This window comes from Streptomyces sp. NBC_01176 (genome assembly GCF_045039825.1).
Taxonomy (GTDB): Bacteria; Actinomycetota; Actinomycetes; order Streptomycetales; family Streptomycetaceae; genus Streptomyces.
On record NZ_CP108600.1, the window covers coordinates 1,951,484 to 1,969,644 of the forward strand.

Annotated in this window: 15 protein-coding genes; 7 read left to right on the top strand and 8 right to left on the bottom strand. The window is 71.6% G+C overall.

The genetic code is table 11. The features are described 5' to 3' along the window. Nucleotides 1-169 precede the first annotated feature (169 nt). Nucleotides 170-2,083: a Na+/H+ antiporter NhaA gene (gene nhaA / locus OG199_RS08185; protein WP_356800179.1), complete on the top strand. Its 1,914-nt coding sequence runs from the start codon at nucleotides 170-172 to the stop codon at nucleotides 2,081-2,083. A gap of 165 nt (nucleotides 2,084-2,248) precedes the next feature. Here the strand turns inward: nhaA and OG199_RS08190 are convergent, their stop codons facing one another. Together OG199_RS08190 and OG199_RS08195 are read right to left on the bottom strand one after the other, a co-directional pair. Then, nucleotides 2,249-3,205: an NAD(+)/NADH kinase gene (locus tag OG199_RS08190; protein WP_356800178.1), complete on the bottom strand. Its 957-nt coding sequence runs from the start codon at nucleotides 3,203-3,205 to the stop codon at nucleotides 2,249-2,251. 149 nt (nucleotides 3,206-3,354) lie between these two features. Further along, nucleotides 3,355-5,262 (bottom strand): ABC transporter ATP-binding protein, encoded by a 1,908-nt coding sequence (locus OG199_RS08195; protein WP_401805268.1) that lies wholly within the window; start codon nucleotides 5,260-5,262, stop codon nucleotides 3,355-3,357. A 225-nt stretch (nucleotides 5,263-5,487) separates the two neighbouring features. On the opposite strand from OG199_RS08195, the gene OG199_RS08200 reads away from it, so the two are divergent. The 6 genes from OG199_RS08200 (at nucleotide 5,488) to OG199_RS08225 (ending at nucleotide 13,909) form a co-directional block, all read left to right on the top strand. Beyond that, the gene (locus OG199_RS08200) at nucleotides 5,488-6,474 is read left to right on the top strand and encodes a lysylphosphatidylglycerol synthase domain-containing protein (protein ID WP_356800177.1); all 987 of its coding nucleotides are present in this window, start codon (nucleotides 5,488-5,490) and stop codon (nucleotides 6,472-6,474) included. A gap of 61 nt (nucleotides 6,475-6,535) precedes the next feature. Continuing rightward, complete coding sequence (locus OG199_RS08205; RefSeq protein ID WP_356800176.1) at nucleotides 6,536-7,300, top strand: crotonase/enoyl-CoA hydratase family protein; 765 nt, start codon at nucleotides 6,536-6,538, stop codon at nucleotides 7,298-7,300. 313 nt (nucleotides 7,301-7,613) lie between these two features. Further along, the gene (locus OG199_RS08210; protein ID WP_356800175.1) at nucleotides 7,614-8,729 is read left to right on the top strand and encodes a mechanosensitive ion channel family protein; all 1,116 of its coding nucleotides are present in this window, start codon (nucleotides 7,614-7,616) and stop codon (nucleotides 8,727-8,729) included. A gap of 508 nt (nucleotides 8,730-9,237) precedes the next feature. Next, nucleotides 9,238-11,457, top strand: a complete 2,220-nt coding sequence (locus tag OG199_RS08215; protein WP_356800174.1) for an NADP-dependent isocitrate dehydrogenase — start codon at nucleotides 9,238-9,240, stop codon at nucleotides 11,455-11,457. 267 nt (nucleotides 11,458-11,724) lie between these two features. Further along, nucleotides 11,725-12,789, top strand: coding sequence for a nitrous oxide reductase family maturation protein NosD (locus tag OG199_RS08220; RefSeq protein WP_405828825.1), 1,065 nt, complete (start codon nucleotides 11,725-11,727; stop codon nucleotides 12,787-12,789). A 64-nt stretch (nucleotides 12,790-12,853) separates the two neighbouring features. Beyond that, on the top strand, nucleotides 12,854-13,909 hold the full coding sequence (locus OG199_RS08225) for a methyltransferase (protein ID WP_356800172.1): 1,056 nt from the start codon (nucleotides 12,854-12,856) through the stop codon (nucleotides 13,907-13,909). A gap of 109 nt (nucleotides 13,910-14,018) precedes the next feature. On the opposite strand, the gene OG199_RS08230 is transcribed toward OG199_RS08225, so the two are convergent. From OG199_RS08230 to OG199_RS08255, 6 genes are read right to left on the bottom strand one after another with little or no spacing between them, the layout of a single operon-like run. Then, nucleotides 14,019-14,351 carry a TcmI family type II polyketide cyclase gene (locus OG199_RS08230; RefSeq protein ID WP_153287536.1) on the bottom strand — a complete coding sequence of 111 codons (333 nt, stop codon included), beginning with the start codon at nucleotides 14,349-14,351 and terminating at the stop codon, nucleotides 14,019-14,021. A gap of 24 nt (nucleotides 14,352-14,375) precedes the next feature. Next, nucleotides 14,376-14,855 (bottom strand): SRPBCC family protein, encoded by a 480-nt coding sequence (locus tag OG199_RS08235; RefSeq protein ID WP_266704461.1) that lies wholly within the window; start codon nucleotides 14,853-14,855, stop codon nucleotides 14,376-14,378. 1 nt (nucleotide 14,856) lies between these two features. Further along, complete coding sequence (locus tag OG199_RS08240) at nucleotides 14,857-15,114, bottom strand: phosphopantetheine-binding protein (protein ID WP_153287538.1); 258 nt, start codon at nucleotides 15,112-15,114, stop codon at nucleotides 14,857-14,859. Between the two features lie 24 nt (nucleotides 15,115-15,138). Beyond that, nucleotides 15,139-16,395: a ketosynthase chain-length factor gene (locus OG199_RS08245; protein ID WP_356800171.1), complete on the bottom strand. Its 1,257-nt coding sequence runs from the start codon at nucleotides 16,393-16,395 to the stop codon at nucleotides 15,139-15,141. Beyond that, nucleotides 16,392-17,660, bottom strand: a complete 1,269-nt coding sequence (locus OG199_RS08250) for a beta-ketoacyl-[acyl-carrier-protein] synthase family protein (protein ID WP_356800170.1) — start codon at nucleotides 17,658-17,660, stop codon at nucleotides 16,392-16,394. Before OG199_RS08250 ends, OG199_RS08245 begins: the two co-directional genes overlap by 4 nt. Beyond that, nucleotides 17,657-18,139, bottom strand: coding sequence for a cupin domain-containing protein (locus OG199_RS08255; protein ID WP_356800169.1), 483 nt, complete (start codon nucleotides 18,137-18,139; stop codon nucleotides 17,657-17,659). The genes OG199_RS08250 and OG199_RS08255 overlap by 4 nt, the downstream gene beginning before the upstream one ends. Nucleotides 18,140-18,161 lie beyond the last annotated feature (22 nt).

An 18,161-nucleotide genomic window follows, 5' to 3' on the forward strand; every position in this document is an offset into this window, starting at 1 on the left:
GGGCCGTGTCCGCGTGTCACCCGGAGGGCGCCCGCGCGGGACCCGCACCGGAAGAGGAACCGTCCGCGGGGAGTTACCAGGGGTGCACCGTCGGAGCGGAGCGGGACCGGGGCACGCCTTGGCGTGGCTTCGCCGGGTGCGGGTTGACGCGCCGGGCGAGAATCACGGAGTGACTGTGCCACCTGAGCCACCTGAGAGCTCCCTCCTGTCGGGGCAGACCGTGTGCGGCAAGAGCGCCCACGGTCCGCTGCGGGACTTCCTGCGGACCGAGACCGGCAGCGCCGCCGTGCTGCTCAGCGCGGCGCTCCTGGCACTCGCCTGGGCCAACCTCGGGCCCGGTTCGTACGCGTCCTTCTGGCACACCGAGCTGTCGGTCCGCATCGGATCGGGCGGCGTGTCCCTGGGGCTGCGCGAGTGGGTGAACAGCGGCCTGATGACGCTGTTCTTCTTCGTCGTGGGCCTGGAGGCGCGCCGCGAGTTCGACATGGGCGAACTACGGGAGCGACGACGGGTCACGCTGCCGGTGCTCGCGGGACTCAGCGGCATGGCCGTGCCCGTCGCGGTCTACCTGGCCGTCAACGCGGGCCACGCCTCCGCGCAGGGGTGGGGCACCGCCATGTCGACGGACACGGCCTTCGCGCTGGGCATGCTCGCCCTCTTCGGTACGCGGCTGCCGGGCAGTCTGCGGGTCTTCATCCTCAGCGTCTCCGTCGTGGACGACTTCGTGGCGCTGGCCGTCATCGCCTTCGCCTACAGCGGAGCCCTGTCGGTACCGGCGCTGCTGACGGCGCTCGGCCTGTTCGCCGTCCTCCTGCTGGTGCGCCGCGTCCTGGGGGTGCGGATCCCGGCGCTGTACGCGGTGCTGGGCGTGGCGATCTGGGTGGCGCTCCTCAAGTCGGGGGTGGACCCGGTCGTGACGGGGCTCGCGATGGGTCTGCTGACCTACGCCCGGCCGGCCGAACGCAGCGACCTGGAGCACGCGAGCACGCTGTTCCGGCGCTTCCGCGAGCAGCCGACGCCGGAACTGGAGCGCACGGTCCGCCGGGGGCTGGCCTCGACGCTCTCCCCCAACGAGCGGCTCCAGCGGATGTTCCACCCCTGGACGAGCTATGTGATCGTGCCGCTGTTCGCCCTCGCCAACGCCGGCATCACCGTCAGCGGTGCCCAGCTGGCGCACGCCTTCACGTCGCCGATCACGCTGGGCATCCTCTTCGGCTACGTCCTCGGCAAACCCCTCGGCATCCTCGGTGCCGCCCTCCTCACCACCCGCGTCAGCCGCGGACGCCTCCGGCCGCCGGCCGGCTGGGGCGCCGTCACCGCGGGCGGCACGCTGGCCGGGGTGGGGTTCACCGTCTCCCTGCTGATCGCGACCCTCGCCTTCGACGGCGACGAACTGGGGCAGGCGAAGATCGGGATCCTGGCCGCCGTCGTCGGCTCGTTCCTCCTGACCTGGCTGGTCACCCGGGTGGTCGGCGCCCTGCCGCAGCGTTCCCGCTCCCGGGCCCTGCTCGGTACGAGCCAGAGCATCGTGGACCTCAGCGACTCCGTCGACGTGCGGCGCGACCATGTGCGCGGCCCTCTGGACGCGCCGGTCACGCTGGTCGAGTACGGGGACTTCGAGTGCCCGTACTGCGGGCTGGCCGAGCCCGTGGTGCGCGAGCTGCTCGCCGACTTCGGGGACGTGCGCTACGTGTGGCGGCATCTGCCGCTGCACGACGTGCACCCCAACGCCCAGCTGGCCGCCGAGGCCGCCGAGGCCGCGGCCCTCCAGGACGGCTACTGGGAGATGCACGATCTGCTGCTGGAGCACCAGGGGGACCTGCTGCCCAAGGACCTGCTCCACTACGCCGAGGAGATCGGCCTCGACACCGACCGTTTCCGCGCCGACCTCCGGGCCGGGGCGGGTTCCGCCCACATCGCCGCGGATCTGGAGTCCGCCGATCTCAGCGGCGTTTCGGGGACCCCGACGTTCTTCGTCAACGGCCGCCGTCACCACGGCGCCTACGACATCGCCTCGCTGTCCGCGGCCGTGCGCGCCGCGCGGGAGAGGGCGGCGCTCACCGGGGCCGGCCGGACGGCCTGACACCGGTCCTCGCCGCCCGGTGCGGGCGCACCCTGGCGGCGGGGACCAGGGAGAACGGCCGGCCGGCCGCTCGGCCCGCCGCGCCGCGGGTACCGCACCGCCCAGCGCCCCGGCCGCCGGATCCGCTCGGACGAGCACCCCGACACGGCACGAGGTCCCGGTGCGTCACAGCTCCGCGGTATCCGCGACATCGGCGACGTCCGCGATCTCCGCGATATCGGCGTGGAGCGCGAAATCGACGTGGTCGTCGGGATGGAGGTGGCCCGCTTCGATGCTTCCCCTGATGCCGAGTTTCCGGCGGGCCCGCTGGTAGAACGTGGTGCCGCCGAGGCGCACCACATGGGCGACCGCGGGGCAGGCCGTCACGGTGATCCGATCACCCGCATCGAGGTACTCGACCACTTCGCCGTCGACCTCGACCGCCAACCGCCCTGTCGTGGGCAGCAGTTCGAGCACCACCTCCTCGTCCGCGGGCAGGACGAGTGCCCGGTCGAACGACGAGTGCGCGCTGGCCGGTACGACGAGGATGGCCTCCACCCTGGGCGAGAGGATCGGGCCGCCCGCGGCGAAGCTGTACGCCGTCGATCCGGTCGAGGTGGCGACCACGAGCGCGTCGGCGGCGTAACGGATGAACTCGTCCCCCTGGAGACTGATGGAGATGGCGGCCATTCCGTGGCCGGGCACCCGGACGAGGGCGATGTCGTTGAACGCCCGGAACTCGCGCCCGTCCGGCAGACGGGTCCGTACGGCCATTCGGGCCTCGGTGGTGAAGCGGCCGCTGTCGATGCGGTCCAGCGCCGATGCCAGGTCCTCGACGTCGATCTCGGCGAGGAATCCCAACCGGCCCAGGTTGACGCCGAGCACCGGGGTCGCGGAGCCGGAGAGCAGCCGCATGGCGCGGAGCATGGTTCCGTCACCGCCGAGACTGACGATCAGACCGGCACGGGCCACCAGGTCGTCGACCGGCACGGCCACGGCGCTGCAGGCGATGCGCCCCACCTCGTCCGGCAGGCCCAGCACTTCGGTCCCGTGCGTACGGGCCCAGTGGACGACGGACTCGATGACCGGCCCCGGATTGCGCCTGGGATGCAGAATCAGGCCGATCGATCCGATCTGACCCATGAGGATTCCCCTTACGTCGATACGACGATCCCGAGTGCTCCATCATTGTCCTGCAGTGCGGCTTCCCTGCCGGTACGACCCGGAACACGCTCGGTGTCCGTACGGGGACCGACCGTGCCGGGACCGGCTGTACGGCGACCGGTGGCCCCTCAGTCCATCATCAGCCCGAGGCTCGGCTCCCGGGCACCTTCCGGCCTCGGCTCGTCGAACTGGGTCCGGTACAGCTCCGCGTACCGCCCCTCCAGCGCCAGCAGCTCCTCGTGGGTACCCCGCTCCACGATCCGTCCCGCCTCGACGACCAGGATGACGTCGGCGGCGCGCACCGTGGACAGCCGGTGGGCGATCACCAGGGCCGTGCGCCCCGCCAGTGCCTCGGTGAGCGCTTCCTGCACGGCCGCCTCCGAGGTGTTGTCCAGGTGGGCGGTGGCCTCGTCGAGGATGACGACGCGCTGGCGGGCGAGCAGCAGCCGCGCGATGGTCATCCGCTGGCGTTCGCCGCCGGAGAGCCGGTAGCCGCGCTCGCCGACCACCGTGTCGAGGCCGTCGGGCAGGGAGCGTACGAGTTCCTCCAGACGGGCGCGGCGCAGTACGTCCCACAGTTCCTGCTCCGTCGCGGCGGGGCGGGCCAGCAGCAGGTTGTCGCGTACCGAGTCGTGGAAGAGGTGTCCGTCCTGGGTGACCATGCCGAGGGTGCGGCGCATCGACTCGGCGCTCAGGTCGCGGACGTCGACGCCGCCGATGCGGACGGCGCCCCCGTCGGTGTCGTACAGCCGCGGCAGCAGCTGGGCGATGGTCGACTTGCCCGCTCCGGAGGAGCCGACGAGCGCGACGGTCTGGCCCGGTTCGGCGCGGAAGGAGACACCGCGCAGGACCTCGGCGCCGGCCCGGGTGTCGAGGGCGGCGACCTCCTCCAGGGAGGCGAGGGAGACCTTGTCCGCGGCGGGGTAGGCGAAGGTGACGTCGTCGAACTCCACGGCCGCCGGGCCGTCCGGGACCTCCTGGGCGTCCGGCTTCTCCTCGATGAGCGGCTTGAGGTCGAGCACCTCGAAGACGCGCTCGAAGCTCACCAGGGCGCTCATGACCTCGACGCGCGCCCCGGCGAGCGAGGTGAGGGGCGCGTACAGGCGGGTCAGCAGCAGCGCCAGTGAGACGACGGCACCCGGTTCCAGGCTGCCGCGCAGCGCGTACCAGCCGCCCAGCCCGTACACGAGCGCCAGCGCCAGGGCGGAGACCAGCGTCAGGGCCGTGATGAACGCCGACTGCGCCATCGCCGTACGCACCCCGATGTCCCGCACCCGCCCGGCCCGCGCCGCGAACTCGGCGGACTCGTCCTCGGGCCGCCCGAAGAGCTTGATGAGGGTGGCGCCGGGTGCGGAGAACCGCTCGGTCATCCGGGTGCCCATGGCCGCGTTCAGCTGTGCGGCCTCCCGTTGCATCCTGGCCATCCGGCTGCCCATGCGCCGCGCGGGCACCACGAACACCGGCAGCAGGACCAGGGCGAGCAGGGTGATCTGCCACGACAGGGTGAGCATGACGGCGAGGGTGAGCAGCAGGGTGACGACGTTGCCGACCACTCCGGAGAGGGTGTTGCTGAAGGCGCGCTGGGCGCCGATCACGTCGTTGTTGAGTCGACTGACGAGCGCGCCCGTACGGGTACGTGTGAAGAACGCGACCGGCATGCGCTGTACATGATCGAACACAGCCGCCCGCAGATCCAGGATGAGCCCCTCCCCCAGCGTCGCCGACAGCCAGCGACTGAGAATCCCGAGGCCCGCCTCGGCGAACGCGATGACCGCGATGAGCACGGCAAGGCGGACGACGGTGCCCTCGTCGCCGCGGGACACGATGGCGTCCACGACGCGCCCCGCGAGCACCGGCGTCGCGACGGCCAGCAGCGCGGTGATCACGCTGAGCACCACGAACTGGCCGATACGTCGGCGGTGCGGGCGGGCGAAGGCGGCGATGCGGCGCAGCGTCGCGCGGGCGAAGGGGCGGCGCTCCTGCTGCGCGTTCATCACGCTGTGCAGCTGTGTCCAGGCTGTGGTCTCCATGCTCATGGAAGTGACCGTAGGACCTCAAGCTTCGTTGAGGTCAATGTCTTGCGAAAGAAGTCCACGCGCACGAAGGAACGACCCAGGGAACTCATGACGGCATCCACGACGGTATCCACGGCCCCGCCGACCTCGCCGGCCCCGGCTCCTCCCGCACCTTGCCCGGCGTGTCAGCCACCGGACCCTCGCCCGCAACCTCCTGTTGGTGCGGTGTGGAAAACCTCTCCGGATGTGACAGCGGTCCGTTTTCCCCAGACGCCCCCGCGGACTCCCCTCAAGGGACTCCCCCGGCGCCTCCCCCTCCGGTCGGTCCTGTGCCTGATCCCGCTCGCCCTCGTGCTGGTGGTCGGCGTACGCCACCGCTCCGTGCTCGTGGAGGGATTCGGCCATCTGCGCGCGGCCGAGTGGCCGTGGCTGCTGGCGGCGGTCGTCGCGACCTGTCTGACCTGGGTCGCCGCGGCCGTCACCCGGCAGGGCGCGGTCGTGGAGCGACTGCCCGCGCGCAGGCTGCTCGCCACCCAGTTCGCGGCGGGCGCCGCCAATCACCTGCTGCCGACGGGGCTGGGCGCCAGCGCGGTCAATCTGCGGTTCATGACGGTGTGCGGCGTTCCGCTGGCCCGCTCCTCCGCGGCGCTCGCGCTGTACATGCTCGCCGAGTCGGTCGCCCGCCTCGCCCTGCTGGCGGGCCTGCTCGTCGCGTTCCCCGGCGCGCTGCGGCTCGGAGGCCTCCTCCCGGACGGCGCGACGGGCCCTCTGCTGCTCGGCGCGGGCGCGCTGCTGTGCGTCGCGGTGACGGTGCTGCTGCTCGTACGGCGCCTGCGCGTGGCGGTGTGGTCGTTCCTGCGCACCGCGCTCGGCGAGGCGCGCTCGGTGCACTCCCGCCCGGCGCGCGCGTGCGCCCTGTGGGGCGGTTCGCTCGCCTTCCCGCTGCTGCAGGCCGCCGGTCTCACCGCGGTGGGACAGGCGATGAACCTGCCGGTGCCGCCGCTGCACATGGCTCTCGCCTACCTGGCGGCGACCGCCGCGGTGGCGATGGTGCCCACGCCGGGCGGGATCGGTTCGGTGGAGGCGGCGCTCGTCGTCGCACTGGTGGCGGCGGGCGGTCCGGTGGCGGTGGCCACGGCGGTGGTCCTGGCGTTCCGGATCATCACGGTGTGGCTGCCGCTGCTGCCCGGGGCGCTGACGCTGGGGGCGCTGGTGCGTCTGAAGGTGATCTGAGCGGCCAGGAGGGCACGGAGTAGCCTCGGGCGTACGTCAGCCGGGAGAAGGGGTCAGCAACATGCCGGTCCGGACCGAACGCCAGGGGTACGTCACCACGGTCGTCCTCTCCCGCCCCGCCGCCCGCAACGCGGTGGACGGCCCGACGGCCGTCGAACTCGCCGACGCCTTCCGGGAGTTCGAGGCCGATGACACGGCCCGGGTGGCGGTGCTCTGGGGTGAGGGCGGCACGTTCTGCGCGGGCGCGGACCTCAAGGCGATCGGTACCGAGCACGGCAACCGGGTCGCCGAGGACGGTGACGGGCCGATGGGCCCGACCCGGCTGCGGCTGTCCAAGCCGGTCATCGCGGCGGTCGCGGGGCATGCCGTGGCCGGGGGTCTGGAACTGGCCCTCTGGTGCGATCTGCGGGTCGCGGAGGAGGACGCGGTCTTCGGTGTGTTCTGCCGCCGTTGGGGCGTTCCGCTCATCGACGGCGGCACCGTGCGCCTGCCCCGCCTCATCGGCACCAGCCGCGCGATGGACATGATCCTCACCGGCCGCCCGGTCCCCGCCTCCGAGGCGTACGAGATGGGGCTCGCCAACCGTCTCGTCCCGACCGGCCGGGCCCGTGCCGCGGCCGAGGAACTGGCCGCCGACATCGCCGACTTCCCCCAGTCCTGCCTGCGCAGCGACCGCGCCTCGGTCCTCGATCAGGAGGGCCTGATCGAGAAGGCCGCCATGCGCGGTGAACTCCGCTACGGCATGGACGTGTTGGCCGACGGCATGGAGGGCGCCGCCCGCTTCGCGTCGGGAGCCGGGCGGCACGGGTCGTTCAGCGGGACGTGAGGCGGGCCAGAGCGTGCCGGGCGTCGCGAGGCGGGCGGGACTTTCCCAACACGCCCCACGGCAGCCGGAGGCCCCGGCTGCGTCAAGGCCCGCCGTGCGCGGGCCCGGTGACGGACGGACAGTGGTGGCCGAGGTGCGCCGACCCGGTGACGGGCGTACCCCCGAGTACGGCAGGATGAGCGGTCGCCCCGGACGCCGGACGGCTGTCCGGGCGTGATCGTGCGTTCCCGGATTCGAGCAGGTGGCAAGTGACGACACAGCGCATACGGCCCTTGGGCCCTCACCCCGGTCGCGGTCTCCGAGGAGGTCGTCGATGAAGCGTCCGGTCACCCTGGACGACCTGATGATCGCCGGCATAGCCGTGGTCGCGGGACTGCTGGCGGCGTTCCTGCTGCGGATGCTGATGCGATGGCTGGGCAAGCACGCCCAGCGCACCCGCTGGAGCGGCGACGACGTCATCGTGGACGCGTTGCGCACCCTGGTGCCGTGGGCGGCGATCGCCGGCGGGGTCGCGTCGGCGGCCGCGGTGCTGCCGCTGGCCGCGCCGGTCGGACGCACGGTCAACCGCTCGCTGACCGTGCTGCTCATCCTGGTCACGACGATCACCGCGGCCCGGCTCATCGCCGGCCTGGTCCGGTCGGTGACCCAGTCCCGCTCGGGCGTCGCCGGATCGGCCACCATCTTCGTCAACATCACCCGGGTCGTGGTGCTGGCGATCGGTTTCCTGGTCGTCCTGCAGACCCTGGGCATCTCGATAGCGCCCCTGCTCACGGCCCTGGGCGTGGGCGGTCTCGCCGTAGCCCTGGCGCTCCAGGACACCCTCGCGAACCTCTTCGCGGGCGTGCACATCCTCGCCTCGAAGACGATCCAGCCGGGCGACTACATCCGGCTCAGCAGCGGCGAGGAGGGCTACGTCGTCGACATCAACTGGCGCAACACGACGGTCCGTCAGCTCTCCAACAACCTGGTCATCATCCCCAACGCCCAGCTGTCGGGCACCAACATGACCAACTTCACCCGGCCCGAGCAGCAGATGACGCTGACCGTGCAGGTCGGCGTCGGCTACGACAGCGACCTGGACCACGTCGAGCGCGTCACCAACGAGGTCGTCACCGAGGTGATGACCGGGATCACGGGCGCCGTCCCGGACCACGAGCCCGCCGTCCGCTTCCACACCTTCGGGGACTCCCGCATCGGCCTGACCGTGATCCTCGGCGTGGGCGAGTTCAGCGACCAGTACCGGATCAAGCACGAGTTCATCAAGCGCCTGCACAAGCGCTACCGCGACGAGGGCATCCGCATCCCGTCGCCCGCCCGCACGGTCGCGCTGCGGACGGGCGGTGCGGAGCTCCTGGAGTCGGGCATTCCGCACCAGCGGGACGCGCCGCCGCAGGACCGGAGCCGGGCGGACGGACCGGCCCGGTTCTGACGCGCGAGGCGTCGCCTCCGGAGGCATCGGAGCCCGTCCACTCGCCTCCGGGGTCCGAGGGGCTCCGTACCCCGGACGGTGCGACCGGGGTGTCCGCCGAGCCGGAGTGCCCCCGGTCTCGTGGGGCCAGGGGCACTGGACGCCCGCTCGTCGGGCCAGGGGCACTGGACACCCGCTCGTCGGGCCAGGGGCCATGCACACCCGCTCGTCGGGCCAAGGGCCCAGCACACCCGCTCACCGGGCCGGGGCCCTCGACCACCCGACGCTGCCCCGGCCCGTAGCCCCGGAACACCCGTGGAGCCGGGGTGGCCCGGGGCCCGTAGGGACGACGGGGCCCGGGTGCCGGGTGCCCTTCGCCCGCGGGCCCCAGGGACGTCGTGATCACGCGAGGGGACCGACCTGATCATCCGCGGTCGCGCACGGTCGGACGCCGACCCCTGTCGAGCCGGGGTCGCTCACGAGATATCTTGATGTCGAGCAATGTTGCAGACGTGGAGCGGAGCACCCGGTGACTGACTCGACCATCATCTACACGCACACTGACGAGGCCCCGGCCCTGGCGACGTATTCGTTCCTGCCGGTGGTCCAGGCGTACGCCTCGCAGGCGGGTGTCACTGTGGAGACCCGTGACATCTCGCTGGCGGGGCGCATCCTCGCGCTCTTCCCCGAGTTCCTGGAGGAGGGCCAGCGCATCCCCGACGCCCTCGCCGAGCTCGGTGACCTGGCGAAGACGCCCGGGGCCAACATCATCAAGCTGCCGAACATCTCGGCCTCCATCCCGCAGCTCAAGGCCGCCGTCGCCGAGCTGCAGGCGCAGGGCTACGCGCTGCCGGCCTACCCGGACGACCCGAAGTCGGACGAGGAGCGCGACATCCGCGCCCGTTACGACAAGGTCAAGGGCAGCGCCGTGAACCCGGTGCTGCGCGAGGGCAACTCCGACCGCCGCGCCCCCGCCTCGGTCAAGAACTACGCCAAGACGCACCCGCACCGCATGGGCAAGTGGACGTCCGACTCGAAGACGAACGTCGCCACCATGGGCGTCGACGACTTCCGTTCCACCGAGAAGTCCGCGGTGATCACCGAGGCCGGCGCGCTGAAGATCGAGCTGGTCGGCGACGACGGCTCCACCACGGTGCTGCGCGAGTCCGTACCCGTCCTCGCGGGCGAGGTCGTGGACGCGTCCGTCATGCACGTCGCGCCCCTGCGTGAGTTCCTCACCGAGCAGATCGCCCGTGCCAAGGCCGAGGGCGTGCTCTTCTCGGTGCACCTCAAGGCCACGATGATGAAGGTCTCCGACCCGATCGTCTTCGGTCACGTGGTGCGCGCCTTCTTCCCGAAGACGTTCGCGCGCTACGGCGAGGCGCTCGCCTCCGCCGGTCTGACCCCGAACGACGGTCTCGGCGGCATCTACAAGGGCCTGGAGGCCCTGCCCGAGGGCGCCGAGATCAAGGCCTCCTTCGACGCCGAGCTCGCCGAAGGACCGGAGCTCGCGATGGTCGACTCCGACAAGGGCATCACCAACCTGCACGTGCCGTCCGACGTCATCGTCGACGCCTCGATGCCGGCCATGATCCGCACCTCCGGCCACATGTGGGGCCCGGACGGCCAGGAGGCCGACACGCTCGCGGTCCTGCCGGACAGCAGCTACTCCGGCGTCTACCAGGTCGTCATCGACGACTGCCGCGCCAACGGCGCCTTCGACCCCTCCACCATGGGCTCGGTGCCGAACGTCGGTCTGATGGCGCAGAAGGCCGAGGAGTACGGCAGCCACGACAAGACCTTCGAGGTGCCGACCACCGGTACGGTCCGCCTCGTCGACCAGGCCGGCAACGTCGTCCTGGAGCAGACGGTCTCCGCCGGCGACATCTTCCGCGCCTGCCAGACCAAGGACGCCCCGATCAAGGACTGGGTGAAGCTGGCCGTCACCCGCGCCCGCGCCACCGGCGACCCGGCCGTGTTCTGGCTGGACGAGACCCGCGCGCACGACGCCGTGCTCATCGAGAAGGTCAAGCGGTACCTGCCGGAGCACGACACCGAGGGCCTGGACATCCGCATCCTGTCCCCCGTCGAGGCGACCGAGCTGTCCGTGGAGCGCATCCGCCGCGGCGAGAACACCATCTCGGTCACCGGCAATGTGCTGCGCGACTACCTCACCGACCTCTTCCCCATCCTGGAGCTGGGCACCAGCGCCAAGATGCTGTCGGTCGTCCCGCTGATGGCGGGCGGCGGCCTCTTCGAGACGGGCGCCGGCGGCTCCGCCCCGAAGCACGTCCAGCAGCTGGTCAAGGAGGACTACCTGCGCTGGGACAGCCTGGGCGAGTTCTTCGCGCTCGCGGCCAGCTTCGAGCACCTCGCGACCACCACGGGCAACGCCCGCGCCCAGGTCCTCGCCGACACCCTCGACCGCGCGACGGCGACCTTCCTCAACGAGGACAAGTCGCCGACCCGTCGCGTCGGCGGCATCGACAACCGCGGCAGCCACTTCTACCTGGGCCTCTACTGGGCGCAGGAGCTGGCCGCGCAGACCGACGACGCGGACCTCGCCAAGGCGTTCGCCCCGCTCGCCGAGACGCTCACCGCGCAGGAGCGGACGATCGTCGACGAACTGCTCGCCGTCCAGGGCAAGCCCGCCGACATCGGCGGCTACTACCAGCCGGACCCCGCCAAGGCCGCGAAGGTCATGCGTCCGTCCGCCACCTGGAACGAGTCGCTCGCGACCCTCGCCTGACACACCGTCGAGCCCCTGACGGGCCACGACTGCGCCGCCCCGGCCGGAACCTCCGGCCGGGGCGGCCGCGTTCCACCGGTCCGGTGATCCCGGGTCGGGCAGCGTGCCGGACCGTGCGTGCCCAACGCGGCCCCCGGCCGTCCTGATACCCCCTCAGAGCGCCCGCGCGGCCGACCGACACACCGGCGCACACCCAAGGGCGACAAGGGCTGCCCACCTGGGTGATCAGCGGTGGCGTGCCGGAACCCCCGCTCATAGCTTCGGCCCATGACCAAACGACAGATGGCCTACCTCGCCTGCACCGCGGCCGTCATGGCGTCGGGGCTGGGTGCCGCCCCGTCGGCCGACCACCGCGCCGTGCACCGGGTGAGACCCGGCGAGTCCATCCAGCAGGCCGTGGACACCGCACGCCCCGGGGACACCGTCCTCATCCTCCCGGGCACCTATCACGAGAGCGTCCGCGTCGCCGTGCCGAACCTGACGGTGCGAGGCTTCGGTGCCCGCCGCACCGTCATCGAGCCGGGCCCGGCCTCCGCCGTCGACGCCTGCGCCAAGGCCGGCAACGGCATCTGCGTCACCGGTACGGACAGCAGTCCCCTCACGGGGGTCACCGTGCGCGCACTGACCCTCAGGGGCTTCGCCAAGCAGGGCCTGTGGGCGTCGGGAACCGACCGGCTGACCGTCCGCGGGGTGACCGCCGAGGACAACGGCCAGTGGGGCATCGCCCAGGAGAGGTCCGTCCGCGGGGTGTTCCGGTACAACACCGCCAGGGGCAACGGCGACGCCGGCCTGTTCGTCGCCAACACGGTCACCACCGAGGAGGGCGCCCGGGACACCCGGGGGACGGTGATCAGTCACAACCGCCTGGTCGGCAACCGGATCGGCGTCACGGTGCGCCGGCTGCGCAACCTCACCGTCGTCGACAACGAGGCGACCGGCAACTGCACCGGCGTGTTCGTCGTGGGCGACGAGAACAAGCCGCACGCCGGAGCGCTGTCCGTGCGCCGGAACAACATCCACGCCAACAACAGGTCCTGTCCCAAGACCCCCCGGCTGCCCGCGCTGCAGGGCTCGGGCATCGTCCTCACCGGCACCGAGGACTCCCTGGTGACGAGGAACAGGGTCGTCGACAACGTGGGCACCTCGCCCCTGTCGGGCGGCATCGTGCTGTTCAAGAGCTTCGTCGGCGCCGCCAACCGGGGCGACGTGATCCGCGACAACGTGGTGCTGCGCAACGGCCCGGCCGACCTGGCCGACCGGGACACCGCCGGCAAGGACAACGTGTTCCTCCGCAACATCTGCCGGGTCTCCCAGCCCGCGGGCCGGTGCTGACGGCCCCATCGCTCCCCCACCCCCACCCCCCATTCGAGGCACGACAGAAGAAGCGAGGCACCAGATGACAACTGCCGAGCAGGCTCCGCACCGGACGACCGCCGAACAGGCCCCCCCGCCGCCCATGCGGCTGCGGGAGCTCGTCTTCGGAGCGGCGTGCGCCGCCGCCGTACGCGCCGCCGCCCGCCTGGGCGTGGCCGACGCCCTGGAAGACACGCCGATGAGCGTCGAGGACCTGGCGGCGGCGGTCAAGACCCAGCCGCGGACACTGCGCCGGCTGCTGCGCGCCCTGTCCTGCCAGGGCGTCTTCGTGGAGCAACCGGACGGCACGTTCGCCCACACGGAGATGTCCCGGCTGCTGCGCGAGGACGACCCGCACAGCCTGCGGTACATCGCCCTGTGGTGCACCGAGCCCTGGACGTGGAACGTCTGGCCCAAGCTCGACGAGGCGGTGCGCTCCGGCCGCAACGTCTTCGAGGACGTGTACGAGAGGGAGTTCTTCGAGTACCTCAACGAGGAGGCGCCCGAGTCCGCGTACGTCTTCAACCGGGCGATGACGACGTCGAGCGAGCAGTCCGCGCGCGATGTCGCGAACCTGCTCGACCTCGACGGGGTGTCCTCGGTCGCCGACATCGGAGGCGGTCAGGGGCAGGTCGTGGCCAGCCTGCTGGAGAAGCACCCCGGGATGCACGGCACCCTGCTCGACCTGCCGGGCGTGGTGGAGAACGCCGACGCGCGCCTGCGCGACGGCGGTTCGCTGGCCGACCGGGTGCGCGTCGTGGCCGGTGACTGCCGCGAGGACATCCCGGTACAGGCGGACGTGTACATCATCAAGAACATCCTGGAGTGGGACGACGACAGCACCCGCCGGGCGCTGGCGAACGTCCGGAAGGCGGCGCGGCCCGGTGCCCGTGTCGTCGTCATCGAGAACCTCGTGGACGACACCCCGTCGATGAAGTTCACGACCTCCATGGACCTGCTGCTGCTCCTCAACGTAGGCGGCGCGAAGCACACCCGGCAGAGCATGGTCGACCGGCTGACGGCCGCGGGCCTGGTCATCGGAGAGGTCCGTCCGGTCAACGCGTATCTCCACGCGTTCGAGTGCACCGTCCCGGCCTGAGCCGCCGCGACGCCCCGGGCCGGCCCCGCAGAGGCCGGCCCCGCAAACCCGAGGCCGCCGGATCCGCGTTCGCGGAGCCGGCGGCCTCGGGTTGTGTCCCGGCGCCCGGTCAGGAGGCGGCGGCGCGCTCCCAGCGGTAGAAGCAGCGCGCCATGGCGTCCTTGGGGCTGCGCCACGTCTGCGGGTCGTACGCGCTGACGTACGCCGACAGTTCCTCGCTGACGCTGCGGAACTCCGGGTGCCCGACCACCTTCGCGATGGCGGGCGCGGGGTCCTTGTCGGACTCGATGAGGTGCATGTACACATCACCGAACTGGAAGAGGCTGCGCCGGTTGACACCGATCAGGTGCGGCAGTTCACCGCGGTCGGAGGCGGCGAACACGTCGGCGATCGCGGGCGCCGAGTCGGGCGCCATCCGGGCGACGATCAGGGCGTGATGCATCGGGGGTCCTTCCTGGGTCGGTGATCAGCCCGGTACGGCGGGCGCGTTGCGGCGGTCGCGGGCGGCCTGCTCGATGCGGTCCCGGATCAGGGCCATCTGGACGCGGGAGTTGCGGTTGATGTTGTCCGTCATCCAGGCGTCGTCGACCGGAGCCTCGGGCTTCATCGCGAAGTCCTGCACCCAGTGCATGTGGGTGCCGCCCGGGGTCTCCTTGTACTCCCACCGGATGTCCATGTGGGCGAAGGGGCCGGTCTCGACGCGGCGGGCCCGTACGGTCCGCGCGGCGCGGTCCACGGTCCGCTCCGAGACCCAGCTCCAGACCTTGCCGTTCTCGTCCGGGTGCATGGTCAGGCGGAAGCTCGTCGTGTCGCCGTCACGGGAGAGCACCTCCAGGGACGCGTACTCGCTGAACAGCTGCGGCCAGTTCTCGATGTCGTTGGTCATGTCCCAGACCAGATCGAGAGGGGCGTCGATGGTGATGCTGTTCTCGGTGTGTCCTGCCACTTCAGGCTCCAGTCTTGAGGGTGCTGTTGACGAGGTCGAGGAACTCGCGGGGCGTCTTGCAGCGCTCCGCGTCGGGGGGCAGCGGCTTGCTGTACCGGTTCTCCAGCTCGCCGACGATGCCGAGCAGGCCCAGCGAGTCGAGGCCGAGGGTGCCGAACGGGGAGTCCGACGCGTGGTGCAGCTGCTGGGGGTCGACGGTGACTCCGGCGGCCTTCTTCATCAGCTTGGCGAGTTCGTCGACGGTCACTTCGATGATCATCTGTGTTCTCCTTCCCGCCCGGTCCTATCGGGCGGAGTCGCCGCCGCGGCGCACGACCAGCGCCGCGTTGGATCCCATGAGTCCCCTGCTGAGGACCAGGGCCGTGTTCAGCTCGGCGGGGCGAGCACTGGACATCACCAGGTCGAGGTCGTGGCAGATGTCGAACACGTTGGGGGTGGGGGGCACCAGGCCGTTCTCCATGGCGAGCACCGCGGCCGCGGTGTCCAGCACGGGTGCCGCGCAGTAGGCCCGCCCGATCCCGGTCTTGGGCGCCGTGACGGGCACCCGGGTGCCGTGCGCCCCCAGGGCGTCGGCGATGGCCAGGGCTTCGGCGCGGTCCGCCTCCGGTACGCCCAGGGCGTCGGCGAACACGACGTCGATCTCCTGCGGGGCGCAGCCCGCCTCGTCGAGGGCGATCCGGATGGCCTGGGCGAGTCCCTCCCGGGACTGCTCCCAGCGGGAGGCCCCGGTGAAGGTGGCGCCGTGCCCGGCCACGGTGGCCCGGATCGCGGCACCGCGGTCGCGGGCGCGGGCCGCGTCCTCCACGACGAGCATCGCGCCGCCCTCCGCGGGTGCGAACCCGCAGGCTCCCTCGGTAAAGGGCCGGTAGGCGCGATCGGGGTCCTCGACGGTGCTGATCTCGGGGTAGCCGAGCTGGCAGACCATCGAGTACGGAGCGAGGGGAGCCTCCGCGGACCCGGCGAGGACGGCACCAGTACCGCGCCGTACCCCGCGGGCGGCGTGCGCGATGGAGTCCAGGCCGCCCGCCTCGTCGCTGGCGACCACTCCGCACGGCCCCTTGAAGCCGCCCCGGATGGAGATCTGGCCGGTGCTGGCGGCGTAGAACCAGGCGATGGACTGGTACGGGCCGACGTACCGGGATCCCTGGCCCCACAGTTTCTGGAGTTCCCGCTGTCCGAACTCTCCGCCTCCGGAGCCGGCCGCGGTGACCACGCCGATGTTGTACGGCTCCGCGGGGTCCCCGTGGCCGAGGCCGGCGTCGTCCAGGGCGAGGACGGTCGCGGCCATGGCGAAGTGACTGAAGCGGTCGGTCTGGACGAGGAAACGCTCCTCGATGAGGGATGCGGCGTCGAAGGAACGGACCTCGCCCGCGACGCGGAGCGGCAGGTGCTCGCATCCCTCGCGGGTGATCCGGTCCAGGACGCCGAGCCCCTCACTGATGGACTTCCAGTAGGCGTCGGCTCGCTGTCCGTTGGGCGCGATCACACCGATGCCGGTGATGGCCGCGTGCCGGGGGCGCTGAGTGCGCTGACTGGTCATGGTTTCCTCCCACCCGGCCCGGTCAGGAGCACCGCGGACTGGAAACCGCCGAATCCGCTGCCCACGGAGAGCACGTTGTTCAGCTTCCGGGGGCGTGCGGTGCGCGGAACGTAGTCCAGGTCGCACTCGGGGTCGGGAGTTTCGTAGTTCGCGGTAGGCGGCACGACCTGGTGCTTCAGGGCGAGGACGCAGGCGACGACCTCGATCGCCCCGATCGCGCCCAGCGAGTGCCCCACCATGGATTTGATGGAGCTCATGGGGGTCTTGTACGCGTGGGCGCCCAGTGACCGCTTGACCGCGGCGGTCTCGTGGCGGTCGTTCTGCCGGGTGCCCGAGCCGTGCGCGTTGACGTAGTCGATCAGTGTCGGATCGAGTCGCGCCTGGTCGAGCGTGGTGTCGATCGCCCGGGCCATCTCGCGGCCCTCGCTGGTCAGACCGGTCATGTGGTAGGCGTTGCCGTAGGTGGCGTAGCCGCCGATCTCGCAGTAGATGTGCGCACCGCGGGCCCGGGCGTGCTCGTACTCCTCCAGGACGAGTACCGCCGCGCCCTCGCCCATGACGAAGCCGTTGCGATGGGCGTCGAAGGGCCGGGAGGCGTGCTCCGGGTCGTCGTTGTCGGGCGACGTCGCCTTGATGGCGTCGAAGCAGGCCATGGTGATCGGGGATATGGGAGAGTCGGACGCCCCGGCGATGCAGACGTCCGCCCGGCCCTCCTCGATCGTGTGGAAGGCGTAGCCGACCGCGTCGAGCCCGGAGGTGCAGCCCGTGGAGACGGTCTGCACCGGACCCTGCGCGCCGAACTGCTCGGCGACCACCGAGGCGAGCGTGCTGGGTGAGAACGCCAGGTGCAGTTGCGGGTCGGCGGCGCGGTGGTCCACGTCCCACCGTCGGCCGCCCTCACTGACCTTGACGTAGTCGTGTTCCAGGCGGGTGGTGCCGCCGACGGCGCTGCCGAGCGATACACCGACCCGCCAGGGGTCCTCCCTGCCGGTGTCGAGTCCCGAGTCGCGTACGGCCTCGTTGGCCGCGACCGCGGCGAACTGGATGTACCGGTCCGCGTGCCGGCTCAGCTCCGGGTCGAGACCGTGTGCGAGGGGGTCGAAGTCGCATTCGGCGGCTATGCGCGAGCGCAGACCCACCGGATCGAACAGCGTGATGCCGCGGGTCGCGGTACGGCCGTTGGCGAGGAGGTCCCAGAACGCCGTCGCTCCGGTGCCGCCCGGAGCGACCACACCGATACCGGTGACGGCCACCCGCCGGGTCACTTTATGGCCCCACTTCGCTCGGACGGCCGTCCGTGGTCAGGCGCGGACAGGTCCGTCCCGGCGGCGACGAACTCGGGGGTGGGCCCGTGGCCGTCGGTCACCTCCGTGTCGACGTGACCGAGGCTCGGACGGGGGGCGAGCGGGCCCAGGTGGAAGACCATGCGGGCCTCGGTGTCACCGACGTTGCGGAAGCGGTGGCGCATGTTGATGGGGATCAGCAGTCCCTGGTCCGGCCGGAGCGCGTGCGCCTCGCCGTCCAGGTCCACCTCGAGCGCGCCGGTGACGACGTACACGAACTCCTCGGAGTACGGGTGGTAGTGCTCGCCGATGCGCTCGCCGGGCTGGATGATGGCCAGGCCCATGAACCCGCTGGTGGAGCCCGCCGTGGCGGGGGTGAGCAGGGCCCGGATGTCGCCTCCGCGCCTGCGGTTGGGTTCCGTCTCGCTCAGGTCCACGATGCGTGGATGCTTCTGGATCATTCTTGATACCTCCGACTGTGGA